Origin of the sequence: Aeromonas sp. 82P, assembly GCF_051919365.1 — a bacterium.
Lineage (GTDB): Bacteria > Pseudomonadota > Gammaproteobacteria > Enterobacterales > Aeromonadaceae > Aeromonas > Aeromonas veronii.
Genome location: NZ_JBQBEV010000001.1, coordinates 1248235 through 1267891, shown reverse-complemented (window position 1 = coordinate 1267891; position 19657 = coordinate 1248235). Strand labels below are relative to the sequence as shown.

Genomic DNA, 19657 nt, shown 5'->3' with positions numbered 1-19657 from the left:
TGCTCAATCAGGGATTGAGGCGGGTCGGCATACCGGTACGCTGTTCCAGCACCTGCTTGACCACGTTGGAGTCAGACTCGGCGTGAGCGATGAAGCGGGTGATGGCCGGTGTCATCGGGAGCGGCACGGAGGCGGTGGAGTTGAACTCCTCCTCGGTGCGCGACAGCGGCTCGTGTACTTCCATGTAGCGACCGCCATCCGGCTCGACCGTGGTCTTGACCGGCTGGTTGACGAACTGGACGCGGGTGCCGACCGGCACGTTGTCGAACAGATACTTGATGTCGTCAGCGCGCAAACGCACGCAACCGCTGCTCACCCGCAGACCGATACCGAAGGTGGCGTTGGTGCCGTGGATGGCATAGAGGTTGCCGATATAGAGGGCGTGCAGACCCATGGGGTTATCCGGACCGGCTGGCCATACTGCCGGCAGAGTCTTGCCCTGGGCGGCATAGCGACGACGGATGTTCTCGGTCGGGGTCCAGGTCGGGTTGGCGCGCTTGCGCTCTACCTTGGTGATCCAATTCTCCGGGGTGTTGACCCCCAGCTGACCGATGCCGATGGGCAGCACTTCCACCACGTTCTTCCCTTTCGGGTAGTAGTAGAGACGCATCTCGGCAACGTTGATGACGATCCCTTCGCGGGGCGCGTTGGGCAGGATCAGCTGATGAGGGATGATCAGAGTGCTACCCGCTTTCGGCAGATAGGGATCAACGCCCGGGTTGGCTTCCATGATGTTGGTCAGACCCAGCTGGAAGTCAGCAGCGATCTGCTCCAGCGGACGGTTGTCCGCAGGCACCACGTATTCCTGGTTTTCACCGATCAGGCGGCTGTTGGCCGCAGGCAGACGGTACTCGACGGCGGCAGCCTGCTGGCTGACCAGCGCAAGTGTGCATAAAAGGGCCGAAGCGGCAGTGCGAAGGGGATTCATAAAATTCCTGTGTGGTTTCCTGTACCAAATGGGCCGGGGGCCGTCTCATCCTCGGTCTGCCGGTGGCGGGTCAACCTGCCCCACGACGCCAATAACCGAGCGCGCATTCTTTCCTGAGTCGGCCAAAATTTCAACTTCCATATGTTGCTTTTCTTGTTAAAAGTAGCCGTTTTCGGTGTGACGCTTATCAACAGGGCAAAAGCCACACTGGCAAGTCGCAGCTGAGTGAAAGATGAATGGCACAGCCCGCCAGTCAGCGAGCCACCCAAGCTCCCGTCAACCACAGCGCAGCGCCACCTTGCTTCACGGTTGCAGCCCTAGATAAAACGTTTGTCACATCGGGAGAGATAGACCAATGTCGACGGAAGCTCTTTATTGGCATGAAGAGGGATAAAACCGTGCGTCGGCCACCCGCCGGTGCCGGTTTCAGCTATAAAAAAACCGCTCCGAAGAGCGGTTAATGGAGCCACCAGGCAACCATAAAAGGGACTACAGGTAGTTGTCATTGGAATTACTGGACGGCTGCCTCTCCGGTGCCACTCTGCTCTTTGAGGAAGCTGATCCACGGAGATGCCCGACCGCTGACGTTACCATTCTGAGCCGCCTGGGTGAAGGCGTTGAGGGCCTCCTTCGGCTTTTGTTGCTCAAAATAGGCGACCCCGGTCAGGAACTTGAGATCTGCACGCTGTTCACCATTGGCATTGGCTGCCGGTTTGGCGGCCAGCGCCACCAGATCCTGATAGCGTTTGCTCTGGATCATCATGCGTGCCATTTTCAGCTGCAATTCAGCGCTCGGGGCCAGCTGGTAAGATTTGGCCAGGGTGTCGATGGCCGGATCCAGCTCCTTGGCCTGATGCCAATAGTTGGCCAGGGTCTTGTAGTTGCTGGCGCTCGGCTCAATCACCCCATCCTTCATCCCCTTCTCCATCACCCGTGCGGCGCGATGGGGAATGCCGGTGAAGGCGAGGTAGTTGGCCAACCGCTGCAGCTCGGCAGCCTCGGTCAACATGCCGAGGTTGTAGGCCGACTCCAGCGCCGCCAGCGCCTTGGCATCGTTGCCTGCCTGCATATGCATGGCCGAGAGCTGGGTCCAGTACTTCTTCTTCTCCGGGAACATGTTGACCAGAGAGGTCAGCACCTCGGTCGCCGGTTTGTACTGTTTCAACTCGTAGTGAGCCCCCATCTTCAGCAGATACCAGGACTCCGGCGCTTTACCTGCCGACAGCTTGATCGCCTGATCCACTGCCGGGATCGCGTCACGGTACTGCTTGAGCTGCACGTGGGCGTTGGCCAGCGTGATATAGGCATGGGAGTTGGGTTTGTCATCCTTGCCCTGGTTGGCAAACCACTCCTTCATGGTCTTGATCGAGCCCTGATAATTACCCTCCGCCATATAAAGCTGGGCCAGGTTGTAGCGCACCTGCTGGGCCACCGGTGGCGGCAAGCCGCCTGTCGCGATGGCATCGGCAAAGTACTTGGTCGCCTGACCGTATTTCTCCTGCTGGGCGGCCACGAAACCGAGAGTCTGCAATATGACCCCCTTGTCGTAAACCCGCTCGCCCGCGCCGGAGAGCGCGTCTTGCAGCTTGGCATTGGCCTCGCCGTATTTCTTCTCGGTGATCAGCTCCTGCGCCTTGTTGACCGCCCGATAGGCCCGATCCGACAGGGCCGGCTGCTCGGCGGCCCAACTGGCGGTGCTGAGCAGCACCGCCATGGCGACCGGGGCGAGGATCATCTTGTGTAACTTGTTCATCGCCACCTTCCTTAGTTGACCGCGAACTCGATCTCTTGCTGCATACGGCTCGCCTGCGGCTTGCCATCCACCATGGCCGGTTTGAACGTCCACTTGGCGATGGTTTTGCGCGCCTCTTTGCCGAGGTCATAGCTGCGAGGCTCTTCCTTGACGATCCGCACGTTGCTGACGGTGCCGCGCTCGGTGACGGTGAACTCCACCAGCACCTTGCCGGAGGCCAGACCCGCCAGCGCCGCCTTGCGGGGCATCATGGGCTCGAAGGTGGCCAGCGGAATGGCGCCGTTGTTGCCACCTATCCCGCCACCGCCGCCACCGGTGCTGTAGGCACCGAGGGCGTTGCCGCCACCGATGTTGACCGGAATGTCGAGCTTGGGCATATCCATGGGAGAGCTCTCCATCTGCGGCCGATCCGTGCTGGCCACCTCCATCTCGGGAGGGGGCGGCGGACGGTTCGGCGGCGGCGGTTTGGGCAGCTCCCGTTGCTTCTCTTGCAGGGTCTCCTGGGGCTTGATGCGAATGAAATCGGTCATGGCGACGTCATCCTTCTCCACCAGCTCCCGGTGATCCGGTGTGATCAGCTTGTTCATTCCCAGAAACAGAAAGAACACCACCACACAGGAGACCGCCAACGATATCAGGTATCTCATAGGTCTCTCTCCAGCATCAGCTGCTCTTGCTGGCAGCGATGGAGATGTTCTGGACACCGGCCATGCGGATCTGATCCATGACCTGCACCACCAGACCGGAACGGGATTCGGTATCGGCCTGGATCACCACGGCGCTCTCCGGGTTCTCGGCACGCAGCCGCTCGATGTTGGCACGTACCGCCCCCACTTCCACGATGCGCTTGTCGACCCAGACCTGACCGTTTTCGCGTACCGCGACCATGATATTGCCCTTCTTCACCGTCTCGGCCGTGCTGGCACTGGGACGGTTGATCTCGACACCGGACTCCTTGACGAAGGAGGTGGTGACGATGAAGAAGATCAGCATGATGAACACTATGTCCAGCATGGGGGTCAAATCGATAGCCGCCTCGTCAGCACCGCTGTCGCTGTAACGTTTTCTCATAGCAGAAACTCCTTGCTTGTTCTGTGCCCCCGGCAGGCCATGCCTCGCCGGGGGTATGCATCCTGCATCAACCGTGTTTCAGGTTGTCTTCCAACTTTTGCACCGCCAGTTTGGCCTTGTGATCGAGCTGGTTGACAAAAAACAGGCCGGAAAGGGCGGCAATCATGCCCGCCATGGTCGGTACCGTTGCCTTGGAGATCCCCGATGCCATGGCCCGCGGCGAACCTGTGCCGGTGATGGCCAGGGTGTCAAACACCTGCACCATCCCCACCACGGTACCGAGCAACCCCATCAGCGGACAGAGGGCGATCAGCACCTTGATGACCGGCATCCCCTTGTCCACCGCCATGGCGACCCGTGAGACCAGCTCGCGCCGGATCTGCTTGGCAGACCAGGAGAGATGATCGGTGCGGGCCAGCCAGGTGGCCTTGGTCTGTTTCACCTGCTTGGGGTAGACCGCCATAAAGTAGAACCAGCGCTCCAGCAGCAAGGCCCACATCATCAGGGTCAGGAAGAACAGGGCGACCAGTACATCGCCCCCCAATCCCAGAAACCGGCGGACCGACTCGACTTCTTCAATCAACCAGAACCACATGGGTGACTCCTTACGCTGCAGCTTTGGAGGCGTGCAGACGTTCCTGATAACGGGCGACGAACCCGGCGCTCTGCTCTTCCAGCACCTGGATCAGACGACGGCTCTGGGTCTGCACAATGGTGTAAAGGAACAGCATGGGCACCGCGACGACCAGACCCTGCATGGTGGTCACCAGCGCCTCGGAGATACCGCCTGCCATCAGCTTGGGATCGCCAGTACCGAACAATGTGATGGCCTGGAAGGTGGCAATCATCCCCACCACGGTACCCAGCAGGCCCAGCAGCGGGGCGACGGAGGCGATCAGCTTGATGATGCTGATGCCCTTCTCGAACTTGGGTACGTTGCGCAGGATGATCTCGTCGAGCTTGGACTCCAGATCCTCGATGTTGTCACCACGATGACTCTGGTAGGCACCCAGCATGTCACCAAGCGGGTTGCCCTTGATGATCTGATCGGATTTCAGCTGCTTGCGCATGGAGGTGCCGATCAGCGACAGGCGGACACCGCAGAAGATGGCAAGCAGGGTGCCGAGCACACCGAGCACCATGATGACGTAACCGACTTCACCACCCTGATCGACCCGCTCCTTGAAGGTCGGAGACTGCACCAGCAGAGAGAGGATCACGCCGCGAGACGGGTCGATGAAGATGGGTTTGACCCCGTCACCACCCTGTTCAAACTCGGCGATAGGCTCCAGCACCCCCTTGTCCGGTTGACGGGGGAGTTGCTCGAACTTGCCGGTCTCCGGCACGAAGGTGAGGTACTTGCCTTCGGAGACGGTGTTGAACTCACCGATCTGGGTGACGGTCTTCTCGGCCTGGTTGCCCTCGCCGTAGACCACAGTCGCCGGGATCTGGCTTACCTTGCCACCATCAACCATGCGGCTGAGGGTGGTCGTCCAGAACGCTTCCAGATCGTCGCTGGAGGGGAGCTCTTTACTCTCGGCCAGACGGGTCAGCAAGGCAGATTGCTCCGGATGTTCGACCCGACGGGCAGAGGCGTTGAAAATCCCCTTGAACTCACCGGCAAACTGACGCAGCACACCAAACATCTCACCCATGTTGCCGGAACGCTGGCGCAGGGTTTCAGTCAGCTCGGTCAGCTGCTTGTCGTTGGCATCGAAGGTCGCCTTGAGCCGTTCCCCCTTGGCCGTTTCGGCAGCCAGCTCGGCCTTGGCCTTGGCCAACAGCGCCCCTTGCTCGTTCTTGTCGGCCAGGAAGCGGGCTTCCCGCTCCTTGTTGAGTTGGGATTCACTTAAGCTGGAGGCCTTGACCTGGTTCAGCAGCGCATTGAGATCCACCGGTTTCTCGGCGGCGGTCACCGGCAGAGTGACCAGGGTTGCTCCCGCGATCAGGGAGGCAATAGCAAGTTTGATTCCTTTCATGATGCTTTCTCCGCAGTTTGAACCGGCAGCTTTATGAGGGCGGGAGGCGCCTGCTTCTTGGCGATGCGAAGGCCCTGTTCAACCGCACTGCGATACGCCTCTGGCAGAACTTCCCACTGGCGGGTCTGCTTGTTCCACATGCCGGTCTCATTGCCATCCGGGGACTGGTAGAGCAGGGCAATACGGCCGACGCGCAAAAACTCGTAGGTCTTCTCGCTGCCATCCTTATCCAGGCTCGCCTTGTAGGCCTCGATGGTGCGACTGAAGCCCTCCTCGATCTGGTAAGCCTCCAGGATCTTGCGGTACTTCTCTGAGATGGTGACATCGGCCCGATTCATCAGGTCGGTCAGGGCCGCTACGCGGTCCTCGCGCTCGACCTTCTGAAATGGCAGATCCAGGGCGACGAACTGATCGAGTGAGTCGATCATCTTGAGCATCAGCGGCACCACTTCGGTGCTGGTCTGATCGATCTGGGCGATCTGCTTTTGCATCGAGGCCAGCTCGGCGCTCTGGGATTCGACCATCTTGCCCACCTGTTCGTTGTAGGTGCGCAGACTGTCGACCTGACGCAGGGCAGCCTTGTACTGGGCCAATGCGGATTCGGCAGATTCGGCATAGCTGTCGATCTTCTGCTGGGAAACTTTGGATGCGTTGTCGGTGGCGGCTTGATCGTCCACGGCCTGACCGGCAGTGGCGGCACTCAGATTGAAGCTGGTCAACAAGGCGGCCGAAACCAGGCTGCCAAGGAGCGCTTTCTTCATTGTAATGGTCCTTGTCTTCATAGGATTACCCTATCTCCGTAACTTCCTTGGACGTTGGGCACAGCCGGCCCGACCGGGCCGGCTGAGGTTGTATATCAACGGGGTTGATTAGAACTTGTAGTTCGCTCTCAGGTAATAAGTTCTACCGAGCACATCATAAGTAACGGTATCTGTATTCGCTGACAGCGCATTCAAGATAAGTGGTGGTGTTTTGTCAAACACGTTATTAATCCCTGTGGTCAAACGCAAGGATTTAGTCACCTGATAACGCGCATTCAAATCATGGTAAACCATACTCGGGACATTAAAATCTATGTCATCTGCCGTATAAGTAACACCTTTAATATAACGAGCAGACCAACTCCCTCCCACTTTTTCATTAAACAGATCCAGTGACATTGTTGAGCGCCACTTTGAATAGTTGCCAATTTGGTCGCTAACAAATGTGCCCGCATAATCCAGTGTTTCACCATTTGGCTGAGTCACCTCATATTTCTTTAAATATGAGTTTTCCCAGTTAGCAGCAAGCATTGCAAAATCGAAATCGTAGGCATATTTAACATTAAAATCTACGCCATTGGTTTCCAACGAATTCAAATTTGCATAGGTGGCATCGATCCCCATTATTTTTCCATCTGGCGCGCGATCTATCTTGTCGCAGAACTGGCCACTAGAAAAACACTGATCCAACATATACTGAGGATTAACAACATCAATGACGTCATCCAGTTTAACCGACCAGAGATCGACTGTCAGAGATGCATTTTCTATATACGAAGGGGAATATACAGCCCCCAAAGAGGTACTATATCCTTGCTCTGGTTTTAGCTCGCTATTACCACCGTAGTAAACTGGTTTTTGCGGGTCATCATCTTGCCCTGTAGGATCAGTTAATGGATCAAAGCTCTGTGATTTACCGCTATACAGATCAGAGATTGTCGGCGCTCTGAACACATCAGAATAAGTACCACGCAACATCAGGTCACTATATGGACGATAGGTAATGCTATAACCCATTGCGATATTGTCACCAAATGAGCTGTAATTATCATAGCGTGAAGAGACACTCGCTTCCAAGGACTCTACAAAAGGCTTATCTGACAACAGTGGAACGATCAACTCGCCATACAAAGAGTTAACATCATAGCTCCCCTTGGTGGCGGTTTCTGCATTACCAGTTGCATTACCCAGGGATACCAATGCATCTGGATTAGTTTCACCACTTTCCTTGCGTACCTGATAGCCGGTAGCAAATCCGATAGTGCCTGCTTGCCACTCTAGCAAATCACCAGACAAGTTAAACTCCAATGACTGCTGCTCATTTGAGCCATTGTCATTACGGGTAAAACTCGCATACTTGAGCGCTTCCTGGCTTAAGCCACCACCAAACAAGTTCCAAGGCACACAACCAGCTATTACTTTTCCTCCGGAGTCAAGGCACTGCTTGCCATCAGCAGATGTTGCACCAATGGCATTATTAATGCGGTCCTTCATGAACACATTTTGTTCAGACTCAGTCGTTTTGGTCTTGCCATAAACAAACGCAGTATCCCAAGTCCAGGAGTTTTCAAGTTGCCCATCAAAACCTAATACCAATCGGCTAGTCGATGAGTCAAACATCCTATTTCGACCACCGGCTTCAATAGTGCGATACCGCCAGTCAGATATATCTTCACCGGTTGTATTAAATGCATTATCTTTCGAAATTGGATTCAAACCATCAGTACCTGAAGCCAATGGTGTCGCGGCCAACAAATAATCTGATTGACGATTTAAATAAGATGCTTCAGAGAAAAACCTTGTTTCACCCAGCCCCCCCAATTGTCCCAGAGAGCGATCTCCAAAGAAGGACGTATACCAACGTTTGCTTGGTGTCTTTAAGTAGTTTGCCGGAGCATAATTATATGCGTCAGAAACAGAATCATATGGCCGAAGGGTTGCACTGCCTTCAGGCCCCTTTGTCAGAACCCCTTGACTGGTTTTGAAATAGCCCCAAGGGACACGGCTACTGCCTCCAATATATTGGCCACCCTCACCATCATGCTCATAATCGACATTTGAAAAAGAGCGGGATCCGGCCATTGCTTCTTTTTCTTCCACGAGACCAGCAGAGAACACATAGTTGGAAACATCAGTTGAACCGCCGACAACCATGTTCACATCGTGAGCTTCTGCATCGGATTTACTGGTTTGACCAATTTGACCATTCAGCTCAAACCCATCAAATCCAGTCTTGGTGATAATGTTAACCACACCGCCCACTGCATCAGCACCATAGATGGAGGATGCTCCGTTCTTAAGGATCTCAACACGCTCAATGATTGCAACGGGAATAGTATTCAGGTCAACAGATGAGTTCGCGCCAGAGCCGCCATACACCATTCGTCTGCCATTCACCAATACCAACGTTCTTTGCGTACCCAAACCTCGCAGGTTTACGGTAACCGTACCATTGCCACCGTTGTTAACAGATGTACTTTGTGCCTGACCTGAAATAGCTGGAATACGCTGCAGAATATCACCAACAGAAGTTAAACCACTTCTTTCGATATCAGCTTTGCTCATCACCTGCACAGGTTGTGCAGTCTCAACTTCAACCCGAGAGATACGAGAGCCAGTGACTTTGATTTTCTGCAGTTTTTCGACGTTCTGCCCTTCTTCGGCAGATACGGATGGGGCCGCCGCAAGGCTCGCCAAGGCGAACGCAATCGCAGCAGAGATTCTGCTCTTCCTAAGCATCGCTTATATCCTTCCTGGTTGTTTATTGTTTGCTTCCTGATACCGCCCTCTTTGGAGCGATGTGTAAGGCTTATCAATCTTTGACTAGCGACGTCAATGGAGCAGGGGTATGGCGAAGTCAGGCGTAGAATAAGCGGAGTGTATTAATTTTGACCGACATAATTAGTGAATAATTCTGCCAAAAACAACCAGCACAATGTAAAAATATTGTTAAATGGCGTAAATGGCGCTGAATTAAAATTTGATGAACTTATTAGTTAACGTGCTGTCCGTTTATATCTTATTTTGATTTATCGGCATTAATAAGAATAAAACACTAACTTCATGAGGGTTGCACCTGACCGTTCTCATGGGGATAACAGATAAAATTGTCGAGATGACATCGTTTTCCTTCAATTTCACGCCACAAACAAAAACATTACAAATCAACAATTTAAAGGCATTCAAAACTCAAACAAACATCTGTTTATATTTTTTAAAATAATGTTGAGCAGTAGCGTTTTGTTTTGATTTTCACTTTTCAGATAAAAAACGTCATTTTTCGGTGCTTTTGGTCTCAGCGGGTCATTTGTCCCAGTTTTCCATTTCCTTGTACTTGATTTTTGTTGCAGAGCTTTTACAGTGGCCAAGCGGATTGTCTGCTGTTTGGCAACCAATCCAGCGCGTAATGCCAGGAAGGACAGGCCCGTCACCGGATTTGACTGGCCGCAAAAAAGAACAACAAGGACGAGGTTCCACCATGCTGTCGTATTTCCTACGCCGGATGCTTTTGATCATCCCGACGTTTCTCGGTATCACCCTGCTCGTCTTCACCATCACCCGTTTCGTGCCGGGCGGACCGGTCGAACGCATGCTGCTGCAAGCCCAGGTTTCCCAGAATGAATCTGGCCGCTCCAGCGGCAGCAAGGGGGCGCAGGCCCTCTCCGATGAACAGATCGAGGAGCTCAAGGCCTTCTATGGCCTCGACAAGCCCATGCTGGTCGCCTACTGGGAGTGGCTGCAGAAGCTGGCGGTGCTGGACCTGGGCGAATCGACCCGCTACTACGAGCCGGTGTGGGATCTCATCAAGGAGCGGCTCCCCGTTACCGCCTTCTTCGGACTGGCGACCTTTCTGCTGAGCTATGCGGTCTCCATTCCGCTGGGGGTGGCGAAGGCGCTCAGGCACAACAGCCGCTTCGATTCGTTGAGCTCCATGCTCATCTACATGGCCTATGCCCTGCCCGCCTACGTGGTGGGGATCTTCCTCATCACCGTCTTCGCCTTCCATCTGGAGTGGCTGCCGATGGGCGGTTTTCCGGGGGATGACTTTGAGTACATGGAGAGCAGCTGGGATCAGATCCGCACTGTCTTTGCCCACGCCCTGCTGCCGCTTATCGCCTACGCCATCGGCGATTTCGCCATCCTAACCATGACTATGAAAAACAGCCTGATGGAGAACCTGTCGGCCGATTATGTGCGTACCGCCGTGGCCAAGGGGTTGCCGTTTCGCAAGGCGGTCACCGACCATGCCATGCGCAACAGCCTGATCCCCATCGCCAGTCACCTGGGGTCTGTGCTCACCGTTTTCTTTGGCGGCTCCTTCCTCATCGAGACCATCTTCAACATCGACGGCATCGGCCTGCTCGGTTACGAGGCGATCGTCGAGCGGGATTACCCCACCGTCATGGGCATTCTGGCCATCACCTCCATGCTGATGCTGATTGGCAATATCGTCTCCGATATCTGCGTTGCCCTCGTTGATCCCCGCGTGCGGTTTGGAGACTGACCATGAACCAGACCTCTATTGCCATGCCGATGCTGATATCACGCCATATCGTCTCCGATATCTGCGTTGCCCTCGTTGATCCGCGCGTGCGGTTTGGAGACTGACCATGAAGCTCAATCCGGTTACCTTGAAAAAACTCAAGCGCTTCAAGTCGATCAAGCGCGGTTACTACTCCTTCATCATCTTCACCACCCTGGTGCTGCTCTCCCTGCTGGCGGAGCTGCTGGTCAACAGCCGGGCACTGATGGTGAGCTATCAGGGCCAGCTGCACTTCCCCACCTATGGCGATGTGATCCCCGGTCAGCAGTTCGGGCTCGATTACGAGTACGAAACCAACTACCGCCAGCTCAAGGCCAAGTTTGCCGCAGAGGGCCAGGGCGACTGGGTGCTGCTGCCGCCGGTACCCTGGAACCCCTACGAGCAGGATTTCAAGGAGGATGCCTACCCGCCTTACGCCCCCAGCGTGGCCGAGCGCCACTTCCTCGGCACCGACACCAGCGGCCGCGACGTGCTGGCGCGGCTGGTTTACGGCTTTCGCATCGCCATCGGCTTTGCCTTTATCGCGCTGGCGGCCAGTTACGCCATCGGAGTCACCATCGGCTGTCTGATGGGCTTTCTCGGCGGCCGCTTTGACCTCATTCTGCAACGCTTCATCGAGATCTGGTCCCAGGTGCCGTTTCTCTACGTCATCATGATCCTGGTGTCGCTGGCCAAGCCCAACTTCGGCCTGTTTGTCGCCATCAACGTGCTGTTCGGCTGGATGGGGATCACCTGGTATATGCGCACCCTCACCTACAAGGAGCGGGCGCGGGACTATGTGATGGCGGCGCGGGCACAAGGGGCGACCACCGGGCGGATCATCTTCAACCACATCCTGCCCAACACCCTGATGATGATCGTCACCCTGGCGCCGTTCGCCGTGGTGGGCAATATCTCCACCCTGACAGCACTCGACTATCTGGGCTTCGGGCTGGCACCGCCGACCCCGAGCTGGGGGGAGCTGCTCTCCCAGGGCATCAACAATCTGGATGCCATCTGGATCGTCAGCTCAGTGGTGGCAGCGGTGAGTCTGGTGCTGATCATGGTCTCCTTTATCGGTGAGGCGATCCGCGAGGCGTTCGATCCGCGCAAATTTACCCGTTACCAATAAGCCAGCCGATGCCAGTGCATCGGCTGGCGTCGGGTAACAAACAGTGATTAATGAAGGACGGGCCGCCGCCATCGGCGGTCCCGGGAGCAAGGGATAATCCCGTTATCAATCAAGACCCCCAGTGCAGGGGCCAGACCTGGAAGTCAAACATGAAAAATAAAATCAAATGGATAGGTGCTCTCTTTGTGCTGGTAAACGGATCCTGGGTCTGGGCGGCCAGCCTGCCCGCGGATCTCAAATGGGAGACCAACGACACGGATCCTGTGTTCGCCTCCCCCAAGGCGCTGTCGGGCGGCAGCCTCAATATGTTTGTGGAGAGCTTTCCGCTGACGTTCCGCACCGTGGGGCCTGACTCCAACGGATCGTTCCGCTCCTTTATTCTCGATAACCAGTTGCGACTCATCAGCTTCCATCCTAATACCGGCAACCCCATCCCCTCGCTCGCGACCCACTGGGCCATCGCGCCAGACAGCCAGACCGTCTACTTCAAGCTGGATCCCCGCGCCAAATGGTCGGATGGCAAGCCGGTCAATGCCAATGACTACACCTTCGGCTACGAGATGATGCGCTCCAAACACATCAAGGGGCCCTGGTTCAACAACTACTACACCACTGAAGTGGTAGCGGTAGAGAAGATCGATGATCACACCATTATGGTCAAAGCGGGCAACCGCAAGGCCAAGATGGACCTGCTCAACACCACCGAGCTGTGGCCCCAGCCCAAGCACTACTACAAGCTGACCCCCAACTGGGTGAAGCAGTACAACTGGGCCGTGGTGCCCACCACAGGTCCCTACGTGATCAGCGACGTCAAGAAGGGCAAGTCGGTCACCTTCAGCAAGCAGAAGGATTGGTGGGCAAAGGATGATCGCTACAACCAGCACAGATTCAACATCGACACCATCAAGGTGCAGGTGATCCGCGACCACAACATCGCCTTCCGCCACTTCCTGAAAGGGGAGATCGATACCTTCGAGATGATCCTGCCCAACTGGTGGCATGAAAAAGCGGTCACCCCGGAGTACAAAAAAGGCTACGTGCAAAAGGTAATGGCCATGACCCATACCAAACAGGGCGGTCAGGGGGTTCACCTCAATGTGGCCAACCCCAAGCTGGCGGACGTAAACGTGCGCCTCGGCATCCAGCACGCCTTCAACATCGACAAGATGATCGAGACCGTGCTGCGCGGCGACTATGACAGAGCCACCACCTTTGACTCGGGCTTTGGCGAGTTCACTGACATCACGCTGCCGGAGCGGGCTTATGACATCGGCAAGGCGCGGGAGTACTTTGCCAAGGGCGGCTACAACAAGCCGGGGCCGGACGGCATCCTGCACAATGAGAAGGGGGAGCGGCTGACGCTGGCACTCACCTACACCAGTCAGGAGCACTCCAAGCGCCTGACCGTGCTGAAAGAGGAGGCCAAGAAGGCGGGTCTGGATCTGGAGCTCAATCTGGTGGATGGCGCCACCGGTTTCAAGGTGATGCTGGAGAAGAAACACGAAGCGGCCTGGCTCGGTTGGGGCGGCGGCGGTCTCTATCCGCAATATTGGGAGTTTTTCCACTCCGCCAACGCCAACAAACCGCAGACCAACAACCTGTTCAACGTGGCTGACAAGGAGCTCGACGCGCTGATCGAAGCCTACAATGTCGAATTCGACATGGCCAAGCGGGCCAAGCTCTCCCAGCAGATCCAGCAGCGCATCTATGATCTCGCCATCTTCGTGCCCGGGGTGCAGCTCAACTATGTGCGGGCCAGCAGCTGGCGTTATGTGATGCTGCCGGAGGTGCCTGCCACCAAGAACACGCCGGATCTGCTCTACTGGCCGATGGACGGTTATCCTCACAGCAGTGGCGGTCTGCTCTGGCTCGATCCCAAGGTGAAGGAAGAGACTCGCAACGCCAAGGAGGCAGGGGAGGCGCTGGCGCCCATCAACCTGCTCGACAAGACCTATGCACGTCATTGATATTCAGGCCATTGCGAAGGGAGCAGCAGTTATGCCCAACACCCAGGCCCCCATTCTTGGCGAACCGGATAACGGGGGGGAGTTCGCCGCTCATCGCGGACAGAACCAGACCCCGATCCTCGAAGTGCGCGATCTCGAGGTGGAGTTCAGCGTCGATGACGGCAAGATCAAGGTGCTCGATGGGGTCAGCTTCAAGGTGGCCCCGGGTCAGACGCTGGGGATCGTCGGCGAGTCTGGCTGTGGCAAGAGTGTCACTTCACTCGCCATCATGGGGCTCTTGCCCAAGCCCCATGGTCAGGTGGTAGCAGGCTCCATCCGCTTTCAGGGGGAAGAGCTGCTGTCCCTTGCGCCGGATCAGATGTACAAGGTGCGCGGCAACCGCATCTCGATGATCTTTCAGGAGCCGATGACGGCCCTAAACCCGGTGCAGACGGTGGGGGAACAGCTGATGGAGGTGTTTCGCCTCCATCGCCCCGAGTATGACAAGGCCCAGCGCAAAGCCGCGGCCATCGCCATGCTGCAGAAGGTGGGGATCCCTGAGCCTGCCCAGCGCTTTGCCGTTTACCCTCACAACCTCTCCGGCGGCATGCGCCAGCGGGTGATGATCGCCATGGCGCTCTCCTGCGAGCCAGACCTGCTGATCTGTGACGAGCCGACCACGGCGCTGGATGTCACCATTCAGGCCCAGATCCTCGAACTGATGAAAGAGCTGCAAGCCCAGACCGGGATGGCCATCATCTTTATCACCCATGACCTTGGGGTAGTGGCGGAGCTGTGCGACGAAGTGGTGGTGATGTACGCCGGGCGGGCGGTAGAGCAGGCCGACGTGTTCGAGCTGTTTGACCACCCGCGTCACCCCTATACCCACGGCTTGATGAGCTCGATCCCGCGCCTGGAGGATGAGCCCAAGAGCCTGCTCAAGACCATCAAGGGACAGGTGCCAGCCCTGCACGAGATGCCCGCTGGCTGCCGCTTCTCCAACCGCTGCCCCCACGCGACCGATCTCTGTGTCAGCGCCATTCCGGCGGTGGAGCAGTTAAATCTGCGTCACCATGTCGCCTGTCACTACTGGAAGGAGTTGGCCGTATGAGCACTCTGTTATCGGTCAGGGATCTGAAACAGCACTTCCGGCTGGGAGGCGGGTTCCTGCGCAAGCAATATACGGTTCACGCGGTGGATGGCATCAGCTTCGACCTGAAACAGGGGGAGACGCTGGGGCTGGTGGGTGAATCTGGCTGCGGCAAGTCCACCCTCGGGCGCAGCCTGCTCAAGCTGCTCGAGCCGACCGCGGGCACCATCACCTTCGAGGGGCGCGATATCACCGCCCTCAGCCCGAAGGAGATGCGCTCCCTGCGCCAAGAGATGCAGATGGTATTTCAGGATCCTGCAGAATCTCTCAACAGCCGCCATACCGTGGGCCAGATTTTGGAGGAGCCCTTTATCATCCACGGTAAAGGCAACACTGAGCAGCGCCGCGCCTGGGTGCAGGAGCTGCTGGCAAAAGTGGGCCTGCCGGGCAGCGCAGTCGATCGCTACCCCCACGAGTTTTCCGGCGGTCAGCGCCAGCGTATCGGCATCGCCCGTGCCATCGCCCTCAAGCCCAAACTGCTGGTGTGCGACGAGGCGGTCTCGGCCCTCGATGTCTCGGTGCAGTCGCAGATCGTCAACCTGCTGCTCAGCCTGCAGCGGGAGATGAACCTCTCCATCATCTTCATCGCCCACGATCTGTCGGTGGTCAAACACATCTCGGATCGCATCGCGGTGATGTATCTGGGACGGATCGTCGAGCTGGCGGATGCCCAGTCGCTCTATCTGGCGCCACGCCACCCCTATACCCAGGCGTTGATCTCCGCCATTCCGGTGCCAGACCCGCGCAGGCGCAGCCAGCGCATTCTGCTGACCGGCGATGTGCCCTCCCCCATTTCGCCGCCAAGCGGCTGCCACTTCCACCAGCGCTGCCCCCATGCGACCGAGCTGTGCAAGAGCAAGGCGCCAAGGCTTGAGGTGTGCGATGAGGCCCAGCATCAGGTGGCCTGCCACACCCCGCTCGCCGTCGGTGGTCACGCCATCAGCGGCAACGCCATCAGTGACAACGCTACGAGCGGCGACAGCAGACTGGAGCAGGCGAGCTAGACGCAGCGAACAAACGCCAGGGTAGAAACAGACGAGGCGGCTATCAGGCCGCCTCGTGCTATCGGGTCACTCTTGTCTTATCGCGTCACGGCTGCCGCTCGTCAGGCAATCTGGTAGCGGCCCGGCTTGTGGTTGAGTGTCAACACCAGATTACAGATGACCGCCGCCACGATGGAGAGCGCCAGAATCCAGGGCTGCACCACGAAAAACGAGGCGACAACAATGACGCAATCGAGCCCCATCTGCAGTTTGCCAGCCCGAATGCCAAAGCGATCCTGAATAAAGAGCGCCAGAATGTTGAAGCCCCCCAGACTCGACTTGTGGCGAAACATGATGAGCAGACCCATGCCAATCAGGGTACCGCCGATCAGCGCCGCATAGAGGGGCTCTATCTTGCCGATCTGCAACACCCCGTTGAGGTGATCGGTCATGTAGGAGACTGCCGCCACCGAGACAAAGGTGTTGAAGGTAAAGCGCGGCCCCATCCGAAGCCACGCCAGCGCATAGAAGGGCAAGTTGATGCCGAAAAACAGCAGGCCGAAGCTAATGCCGGTCACCTTTTGCAGCAGCAGCGCCAGCCCGGCAGTCCCGCCGGTGAGCAGGCCAACCTGATGAAACAGAAAGATGCCGAGGGAAACAAAGCCGGCCGCCGTCAGCAGGGCCAGCACATCCTCATAAATAGGATGGGCAGTGCGAATCGAGGTGTTGTCCATAACCTGTATCCAAGCGAAGTAAAGAGAGAGTGTCTGTCGCCTGCCGTTGCGGGCTGGCTGCGAGCCCTGTCCACAGGGCTTCGTTATGGGGTCCAGTCTATTTTTTGTGAAAAGGATCACAACAGTCAGGCTGAACGCCCCATTCTGGTGCCTGTCATCTGGCATTGACACACGCTGCACCAAGATGCAGCATGCCGCGGTTTAAGCGCGCCATCCCCCATTCACAGCACGAGGCACTTTTCATGAAGGTCACCATTTTTGGCACAGGCTATGTCGGGCTGGTGCAGGCCGCCGTTCTGGCCGAGGTGGGCCATCAGGTCTGCTGCGTGGATGTGGATGATGAACGGATCGCCGCCCTCAGGCTGGGGCAGATCCCCTTCTATGAGCCGGGGTTGGCCCCGCTGGTCGAGAGCCATCTGGCCAGCGGCCGCCTGAGCTTCACGGTCGATCCCGCCATTGGCGTGGCACACGCCGACCTGCTGCTGATCGCCGTGGGCACCCCGGCTGACGAGGATGGCTCGGCCGACCTGCAACATGTGCTGGCGGTGACCGACACCATAGGCCGACTGATGAGCCGCCCCAAGCTGGTGGTGACCAAGAGCACAGTACCGGTCGGCACGGCGCAACAAGTAAGGGAACATATTGAGCTACAGTTGGCCGAGCGGGGGCTGACCCTCACCTGCGAGGTGGCGGCCAATCCCGAGTTTCTGAAGGAGGGAGCGGCGGTCAACGACTGCATGCGGCCGGATCGCATCATCATCGGCTGTGACAGTGAGCGGGCACTTGAGCAGTTGCGCGCCCTCTACGCCCCCTTCAACCGCAATCACGACCGGATCGTGGTGATGGATCTGCGCAGCGCCGAGCTCACCAAGTACGCCGCCAACGCCATGCTGGCCACCAAGATCTCCTTTATGAACGAGATGGCAGCCCTCGCCGAGCAGCTGGGGGCCGATATCGAGGCAGTGCGCCAGGGGATGGGCGCAGATCCCCGCATCGGTTACCACTTTATCTACCCGGGCTGCGGCTACGGCGGCTCCTGCTTCCCCAAAGATATCAAGTCATTGCGCCATACCGCGGCGAGTGTCGGCTGCGACGCCCCGCTTTTAGCGGCGGTCGAGCAGGTCAACCTGCGCCAGCAACAGAAGATGGCGCAAACCCTGCGAAACCGCTTCGGCCCGGATCTGCGCGGCCGTACCTTCGCCCTGTGGGGACTGGCGTTCAAACCCGGCACCGACGACATGCGCGATGCGCCGAGCCGCCCGCTGCTGGCCGCCATCTGGGCTGCCGGTGGCCGGGTGCAGGCCTTTGATCCCAAGGCGATGGAGCGCGCCCATGAGCTTTACGGCCAGCGGCCGGATCTGCAGCTCAGCCCCACTAAGGAGGCCGCACTGGAAGGGGCCGATGCCCTGCTCATCTGCACCGAGTGGCAGGCGTTTCGCGCCCCCGATTTCCAGCAGCTGAAAGCGCTGCTCAACCAGCCCGTCATCATCGATGGCCGCAACCTCTATGATCCGCGCCAGCTCAGCGAGATCGGGTTTGACTATCACGCCATCGGGCGGCCACATCTACCCGCCAAAAAGCAGCCAGCCAATGCGAACTGCAATCCGGAGACTCAACCATGATCTATCTGGTCACCGGCGTCGCCGGCTTTATCGGCTTTCACGTGGCCAGCCAGCTGTGCGCCGCAGGTCATCGGGTGGTGGGGATCGACAACCTCAACGACTACTACGAGGTGAGTCTGAAAGAGGCGCGGCTGGCCCAGCTGGCCAGTTTCCCCCATTTTCACTTCGAGCGGCTGGATCTGGCTGATCGCGAGGCGATGGCGACCCTGTTTGCCAGCAACCGTTTCGAACGGGTGATCCATCTGGGGGCACAAGCGGGGGTGCGCTACTCCATCGACAATCCGTTCGCCTATGCCGACAGCAACCTCACCGGTATGCTGACGGTGCTGGAGGGGTGTCGTCACCACGGGATTCAGCACCTGATATACGCCTCCTCCAGCTCGGTCTATGGCATGGGGGAGCAGATGCCCTACTCCACCGCTCAACAGGTGGATCACCCGGTCTCCCTCTACGCTGCGACCAAAAAGAGCGGCGAGCTGATGGCCCACGCCTATTCGGCGCTCTATGGCCTGCCCACCACAGGGCTGCGCTTTTTTACCGTCTACGGCCCCTGGGGCCGGCCCGACATGGCCATCATCAAGTTCACCCGCGCCATCCTCGCGGGCGAGCCAATCGACGTATACAACCACGGCGATCTCAGCCGCGACTTCACCTATATAGATGACATCGTCGCGGGGATCCTCGCCGTCGCCGATCAGCCGCCCCGCCCCACTTCCGATTGGCACGCCAGCAAACAGAGCCAAGCCGAGAGCGCCGCCCCTTATCGCATCCTCAATATCGGCAACGGCCAGCCAGTACGGCTGCTCGACTTTATCGAGGCGCTGGAAAAGGCCATCGGCAAACCCGCCATCAAGCGGATGCTGCCGATGCAGGCAGGTGACATGCACGCCACCTGGGCCGACAGCGAGCCGCTGCACACCCTCACCGGCCTGCGCCCCGCCACGCCCCTCATGCAAGGGGTTGCCGAGTTTGTCCGCTGGTATATCGACTACTACCGGCCCGCCCGCTGACGAGCGTGGGTAGCCCCTCGGTCATTGATGAGTTAATCAGATACCACTGATGCCCCGCGGGTTTTA

The 19657-nt window shown here is 57.6% G+C and carries 16 protein-coding genes; 7 read left to right on the top strand and 9 right to left on the bottom strand.

The features are described from left to right. Positions 1–7: 7 nt before the first annotated feature. The 8 genes from ACTG2S_RS05960 to ACTG2S_RS05925 all read right to left on the bottom strand — a co-directional run bounded on the left by ACTG2S_RS05960 (position 8) and on the right by ACTG2S_RS05925 (position 9231). Complete coding sequence (locus tag ACTG2S_RS05960) at positions 8–928, bottom strand: L,D-transpeptidase family protein (RefSeq protein ID WP_042080607.1); 921 nt, start codon at positions 926–928, stop codon at positions 8–10. Between the two features lie 511 nt (positions 929–1439). Beyond that, positions 1440–2681: a tetratricopeptide repeat protein gene (locus ACTG2S_RS05955; RefSeq protein WP_204385119.1), complete on the bottom strand. Its 1242-nt coding sequence runs from the start codon at positions 2679–2681 to the stop codon at positions 1440–1442. Positions 2682–2692: 11 nt separating this feature from the next. Beyond that, a complete protein-coding gene (locus tag ACTG2S_RS05950) occupies positions 2693–3328 on the bottom strand; it encodes an energy transducer TonB (protein WP_231719498.1) in 636 nt (211 codons plus the stop codon). A 16-nt stretch (positions 3329–3344) separates the two neighbouring features. Beyond that, positions 3345–3752, bottom strand: coding sequence for an ExbD/TolR family protein (locus ACTG2S_RS05945; RefSeq protein ID WP_033137735.1), 408 nt, complete (start codon positions 3750–3752; stop codon positions 3345–3347). Between the two features lie 67 nt (positions 3753–3819). After that, positions 3820–4347: a MotA/TolQ/ExbB proton channel family protein gene (locus tag ACTG2S_RS05940; protein ID WP_005338936.1), complete on the bottom strand. Its 528-nt coding sequence runs from the start codon at positions 4345–4347 to the stop codon at positions 3820–3822. Between the two features lie 10 nt (positions 4348–4357). After that, positions 4358–5731 carry a MotA/TolQ/ExbB proton channel family protein gene (locus ACTG2S_RS05935; RefSeq protein ID WP_270820222.1) on the bottom strand — a complete coding sequence of 458 codons (1374 nt, stop codon included), beginning with the start codon at positions 5729–5731 and terminating at the stop codon, positions 4358–4360. Next, a complete protein-coding gene (locus ACTG2S_RS05930; RefSeq protein WP_421280125.1) occupies positions 5728–6492 on the bottom strand; it encodes a DUF3450 domain-containing protein in 765 nt (254 codons plus the stop codon). Before ACTG2S_RS05930 ends, ACTG2S_RS05935 begins: the two co-directional genes overlap by 4 nt. Positions 6493–6600: 108 nt before the next feature. Continuing rightward, positions 6601–9231, bottom strand: a complete 2631-nt coding sequence (locus ACTG2S_RS05925) for a TonB-dependent receptor (protein ID WP_274160164.1) — start codon at positions 9229–9231, stop codon at positions 6601–6603. Between the two features lie 739 nt (positions 9232–9970). On the opposite strand from ACTG2S_RS05925, the gene ACTG2S_RS05920 reads away from it, so the two are divergent. The 5 genes from ACTG2S_RS05920 to ACTG2S_RS05900 all read left to right on the top strand — a co-directional run bounded on the left by ACTG2S_RS05920 (position 9971) and on the right by ACTG2S_RS05900 (position 16246). Beyond that, on the top strand, positions 9971–10996 hold the full coding sequence (locus ACTG2S_RS05920; RefSeq protein WP_031227629.1) for an ABC transporter permease subunit: 1026 nt from the start codon (positions 9971–9973) through the stop codon (positions 10994–10996). Between the two features lie 106 nt (positions 10997–11102). Next, on the top strand, positions 11103–12146 hold the full coding sequence (locus ACTG2S_RS05915) for an ABC transporter permease (RefSeq protein WP_021230406.1): 1044 nt from the start codon (positions 11103–11105) through the stop codon (positions 12144–12146). A gap of 149 nt (positions 12147–12295) precedes the next feature. Next, positions 12296–14113, top strand: coding sequence for an extracellular solute-binding protein (locus ACTG2S_RS05910; RefSeq protein WP_439982152.1), 1818 nt, complete (start codon positions 12296–12298; stop codon positions 14111–14113). A 31-nt stretch (positions 14114–14144) separates the two neighbouring features. Beyond that, positions 14145–15203 (top strand): ABC transporter ATP-binding protein, encoded by a 1059-nt coding sequence (locus ACTG2S_RS05905; RefSeq protein WP_439982150.1) that lies wholly within the window; start codon positions 14145–14147, stop codon positions 15201–15203. Then, complete coding sequence (locus ACTG2S_RS05900; RefSeq protein ID WP_439982148.1) at positions 15200–16246, top strand: ABC transporter ATP-binding protein; 1047 nt, start codon at positions 15200–15202, stop codon at positions 16244–16246. Before ACTG2S_RS05905 ends, ACTG2S_RS05900 begins: the two co-directional genes overlap by 4 nt. 101 nt (positions 16247–16347) lie before the next feature. On the opposite strand, the gene ACTG2S_RS05895 is transcribed toward ACTG2S_RS05900, so the two are convergent. Beyond that, positions 16348–16959 carry a YitT family protein gene (locus ACTG2S_RS05895; RefSeq protein WP_005358385.1) on the bottom strand — a complete coding sequence of 204 codons (612 nt, stop codon included), beginning with the start codon at positions 16957–16959 and terminating at the stop codon, positions 16348–16350. 242 nt (positions 16960–17201) lie between these two features. Between ACTG2S_RS05895 and ACTG2S_RS05890 the strand changes: the two genes are divergently transcribed. Both ACTG2S_RS05890 and ACTG2S_RS05885 read left to right on the top strand, forming a co-directional pair. Beyond that, on the top strand, positions 17202–18581 hold the full coding sequence (locus tag ACTG2S_RS05890; protein ID WP_274160160.1) for a UDP-glucose dehydrogenase family protein: 1380 nt from the start codon (positions 17202–17204) through the stop codon (positions 18579–18581). Then, on the top strand, positions 18578–19591 hold the full coding sequence (locus ACTG2S_RS05885; protein WP_274160159.1) for an NAD-dependent epimerase: 1014 nt from the start codon (positions 18578–18580) through the stop codon (positions 19589–19591). Before ACTG2S_RS05890 ends, ACTG2S_RS05885 begins: the two co-directional genes overlap by 4 nt. The last annotated feature ends 66 nt before the right edge of the window (positions 19592–19657 follow it).

Excerpts from the sequence above, each read along its gene's own strand:
- ACTG2S_RS05930 (WP_421280125.1), bottom strand. The coding sequence starts at position 6,492 with ATGAAGAAAGCGCTCCTTGGCAGCCTGGTTTCGGCCGCCTTGTTGACC.
- ACTG2S_RS05945 (WP_033137735.1), bottom strand. The coding sequence starts at position 3,752 with ATGAGAAAACGTTACAGCGACAGCGGTGCTGACGAGGCGGCTATCGAT.
- ACTG2S_RS05960 (WP_042080607.1), bottom strand. The coding sequence starts at position 928 with ATGAATCCCCTTCGCACTGCCGCTTCGGCCCTTTTATGCACACTTGCG.
- ACTG2S_RS05920 (WP_031227629.1), top strand. The coding sequence starts at position 9,971 with ATGCTGTCGTATTTCCTACGCCGGATGCTTTTGATCATCCCGACGTTT.
- ACTG2S_RS05905 (WP_439982150.1), top strand. The coding sequence starts at position 14,145 with ATGCCCAACACCCAGGCCCCCATTCTTGGCGAACCGGATAACGGGGGG.
- ACTG2S_RS05925 (WP_274160164.1), bottom strand. The coding sequence starts at position 9,231 with ATGCTTAGGAAGAGCAGAATCTCTGCTGCGATTGCGTTCGCCTTGGCG.
- ACTG2S_RS05950 (WP_231719498.1), bottom strand. The coding sequence starts at position 3,328 with ATGAGATACCTGATATCGTTGGCGGTCTCCTGTGTGGTGGTGTTCTTT.
- ACTG2S_RS05955 (WP_204385119.1), bottom strand. The coding sequence starts at position 2,681 with ATGAACAAGTTACACAAGATGATCCTCGCCCCGGTCGCCATGGCGGTG.
- ACTG2S_RS05895 (WP_005358385.1), bottom strand. The coding sequence starts at position 16,959 with ATGGACAACACCTCGATTCGCACTGCCCATCCTATTTATGAGGATGTG.
- ACTG2S_RS05885 (WP_274160159.1), top strand. The coding sequence starts at position 18,578 with ATGATCTATCTGGTCACCGGCGTCGCCGGCTTTATCGGCTTTCACGTG.
- ACTG2S_RS05935 (WP_270820222.1), bottom strand. The coding sequence starts at position 5,731 with ATGAAAGGAATCAAACTTGCTATTGCCTCCCTGATCGCGGGAGCAACC.
- ACTG2S_RS05910 (WP_439982152.1), top strand. The coding sequence starts at position 12,296 with ATGAAAAATAAAATCAAATGGATAGGTGCTCTCTTTGTGCTGGTAAAC.
- ACTG2S_RS05915 (WP_021230406.1), top strand. The coding sequence starts at position 11,103 with ATGAAGCTCAATCCGGTTACCTTGAAAAAACTCAAGCGCTTCAAGTCG.
- ACTG2S_RS05940 (WP_005338936.1), bottom strand. The coding sequence starts at position 4,347 with ATGTGGTTCTGGTTGATTGAAGAAGTCGAGTCGGTCCGCCGGTTTCTG.
- ACTG2S_RS05900 (WP_439982148.1), top strand. The coding sequence starts at position 15,200 with ATGAGCACTCTGTTATCGGTCAGGGATCTGAAACAGCACTTCCGGCTG.
- ACTG2S_RS05890 (WP_274160160.1), top strand. The coding sequence starts at position 17,202 with ATGAAGGTCACCATTTTTGGCACAGGCTATGTCGGGCTGGTGCAGGCC.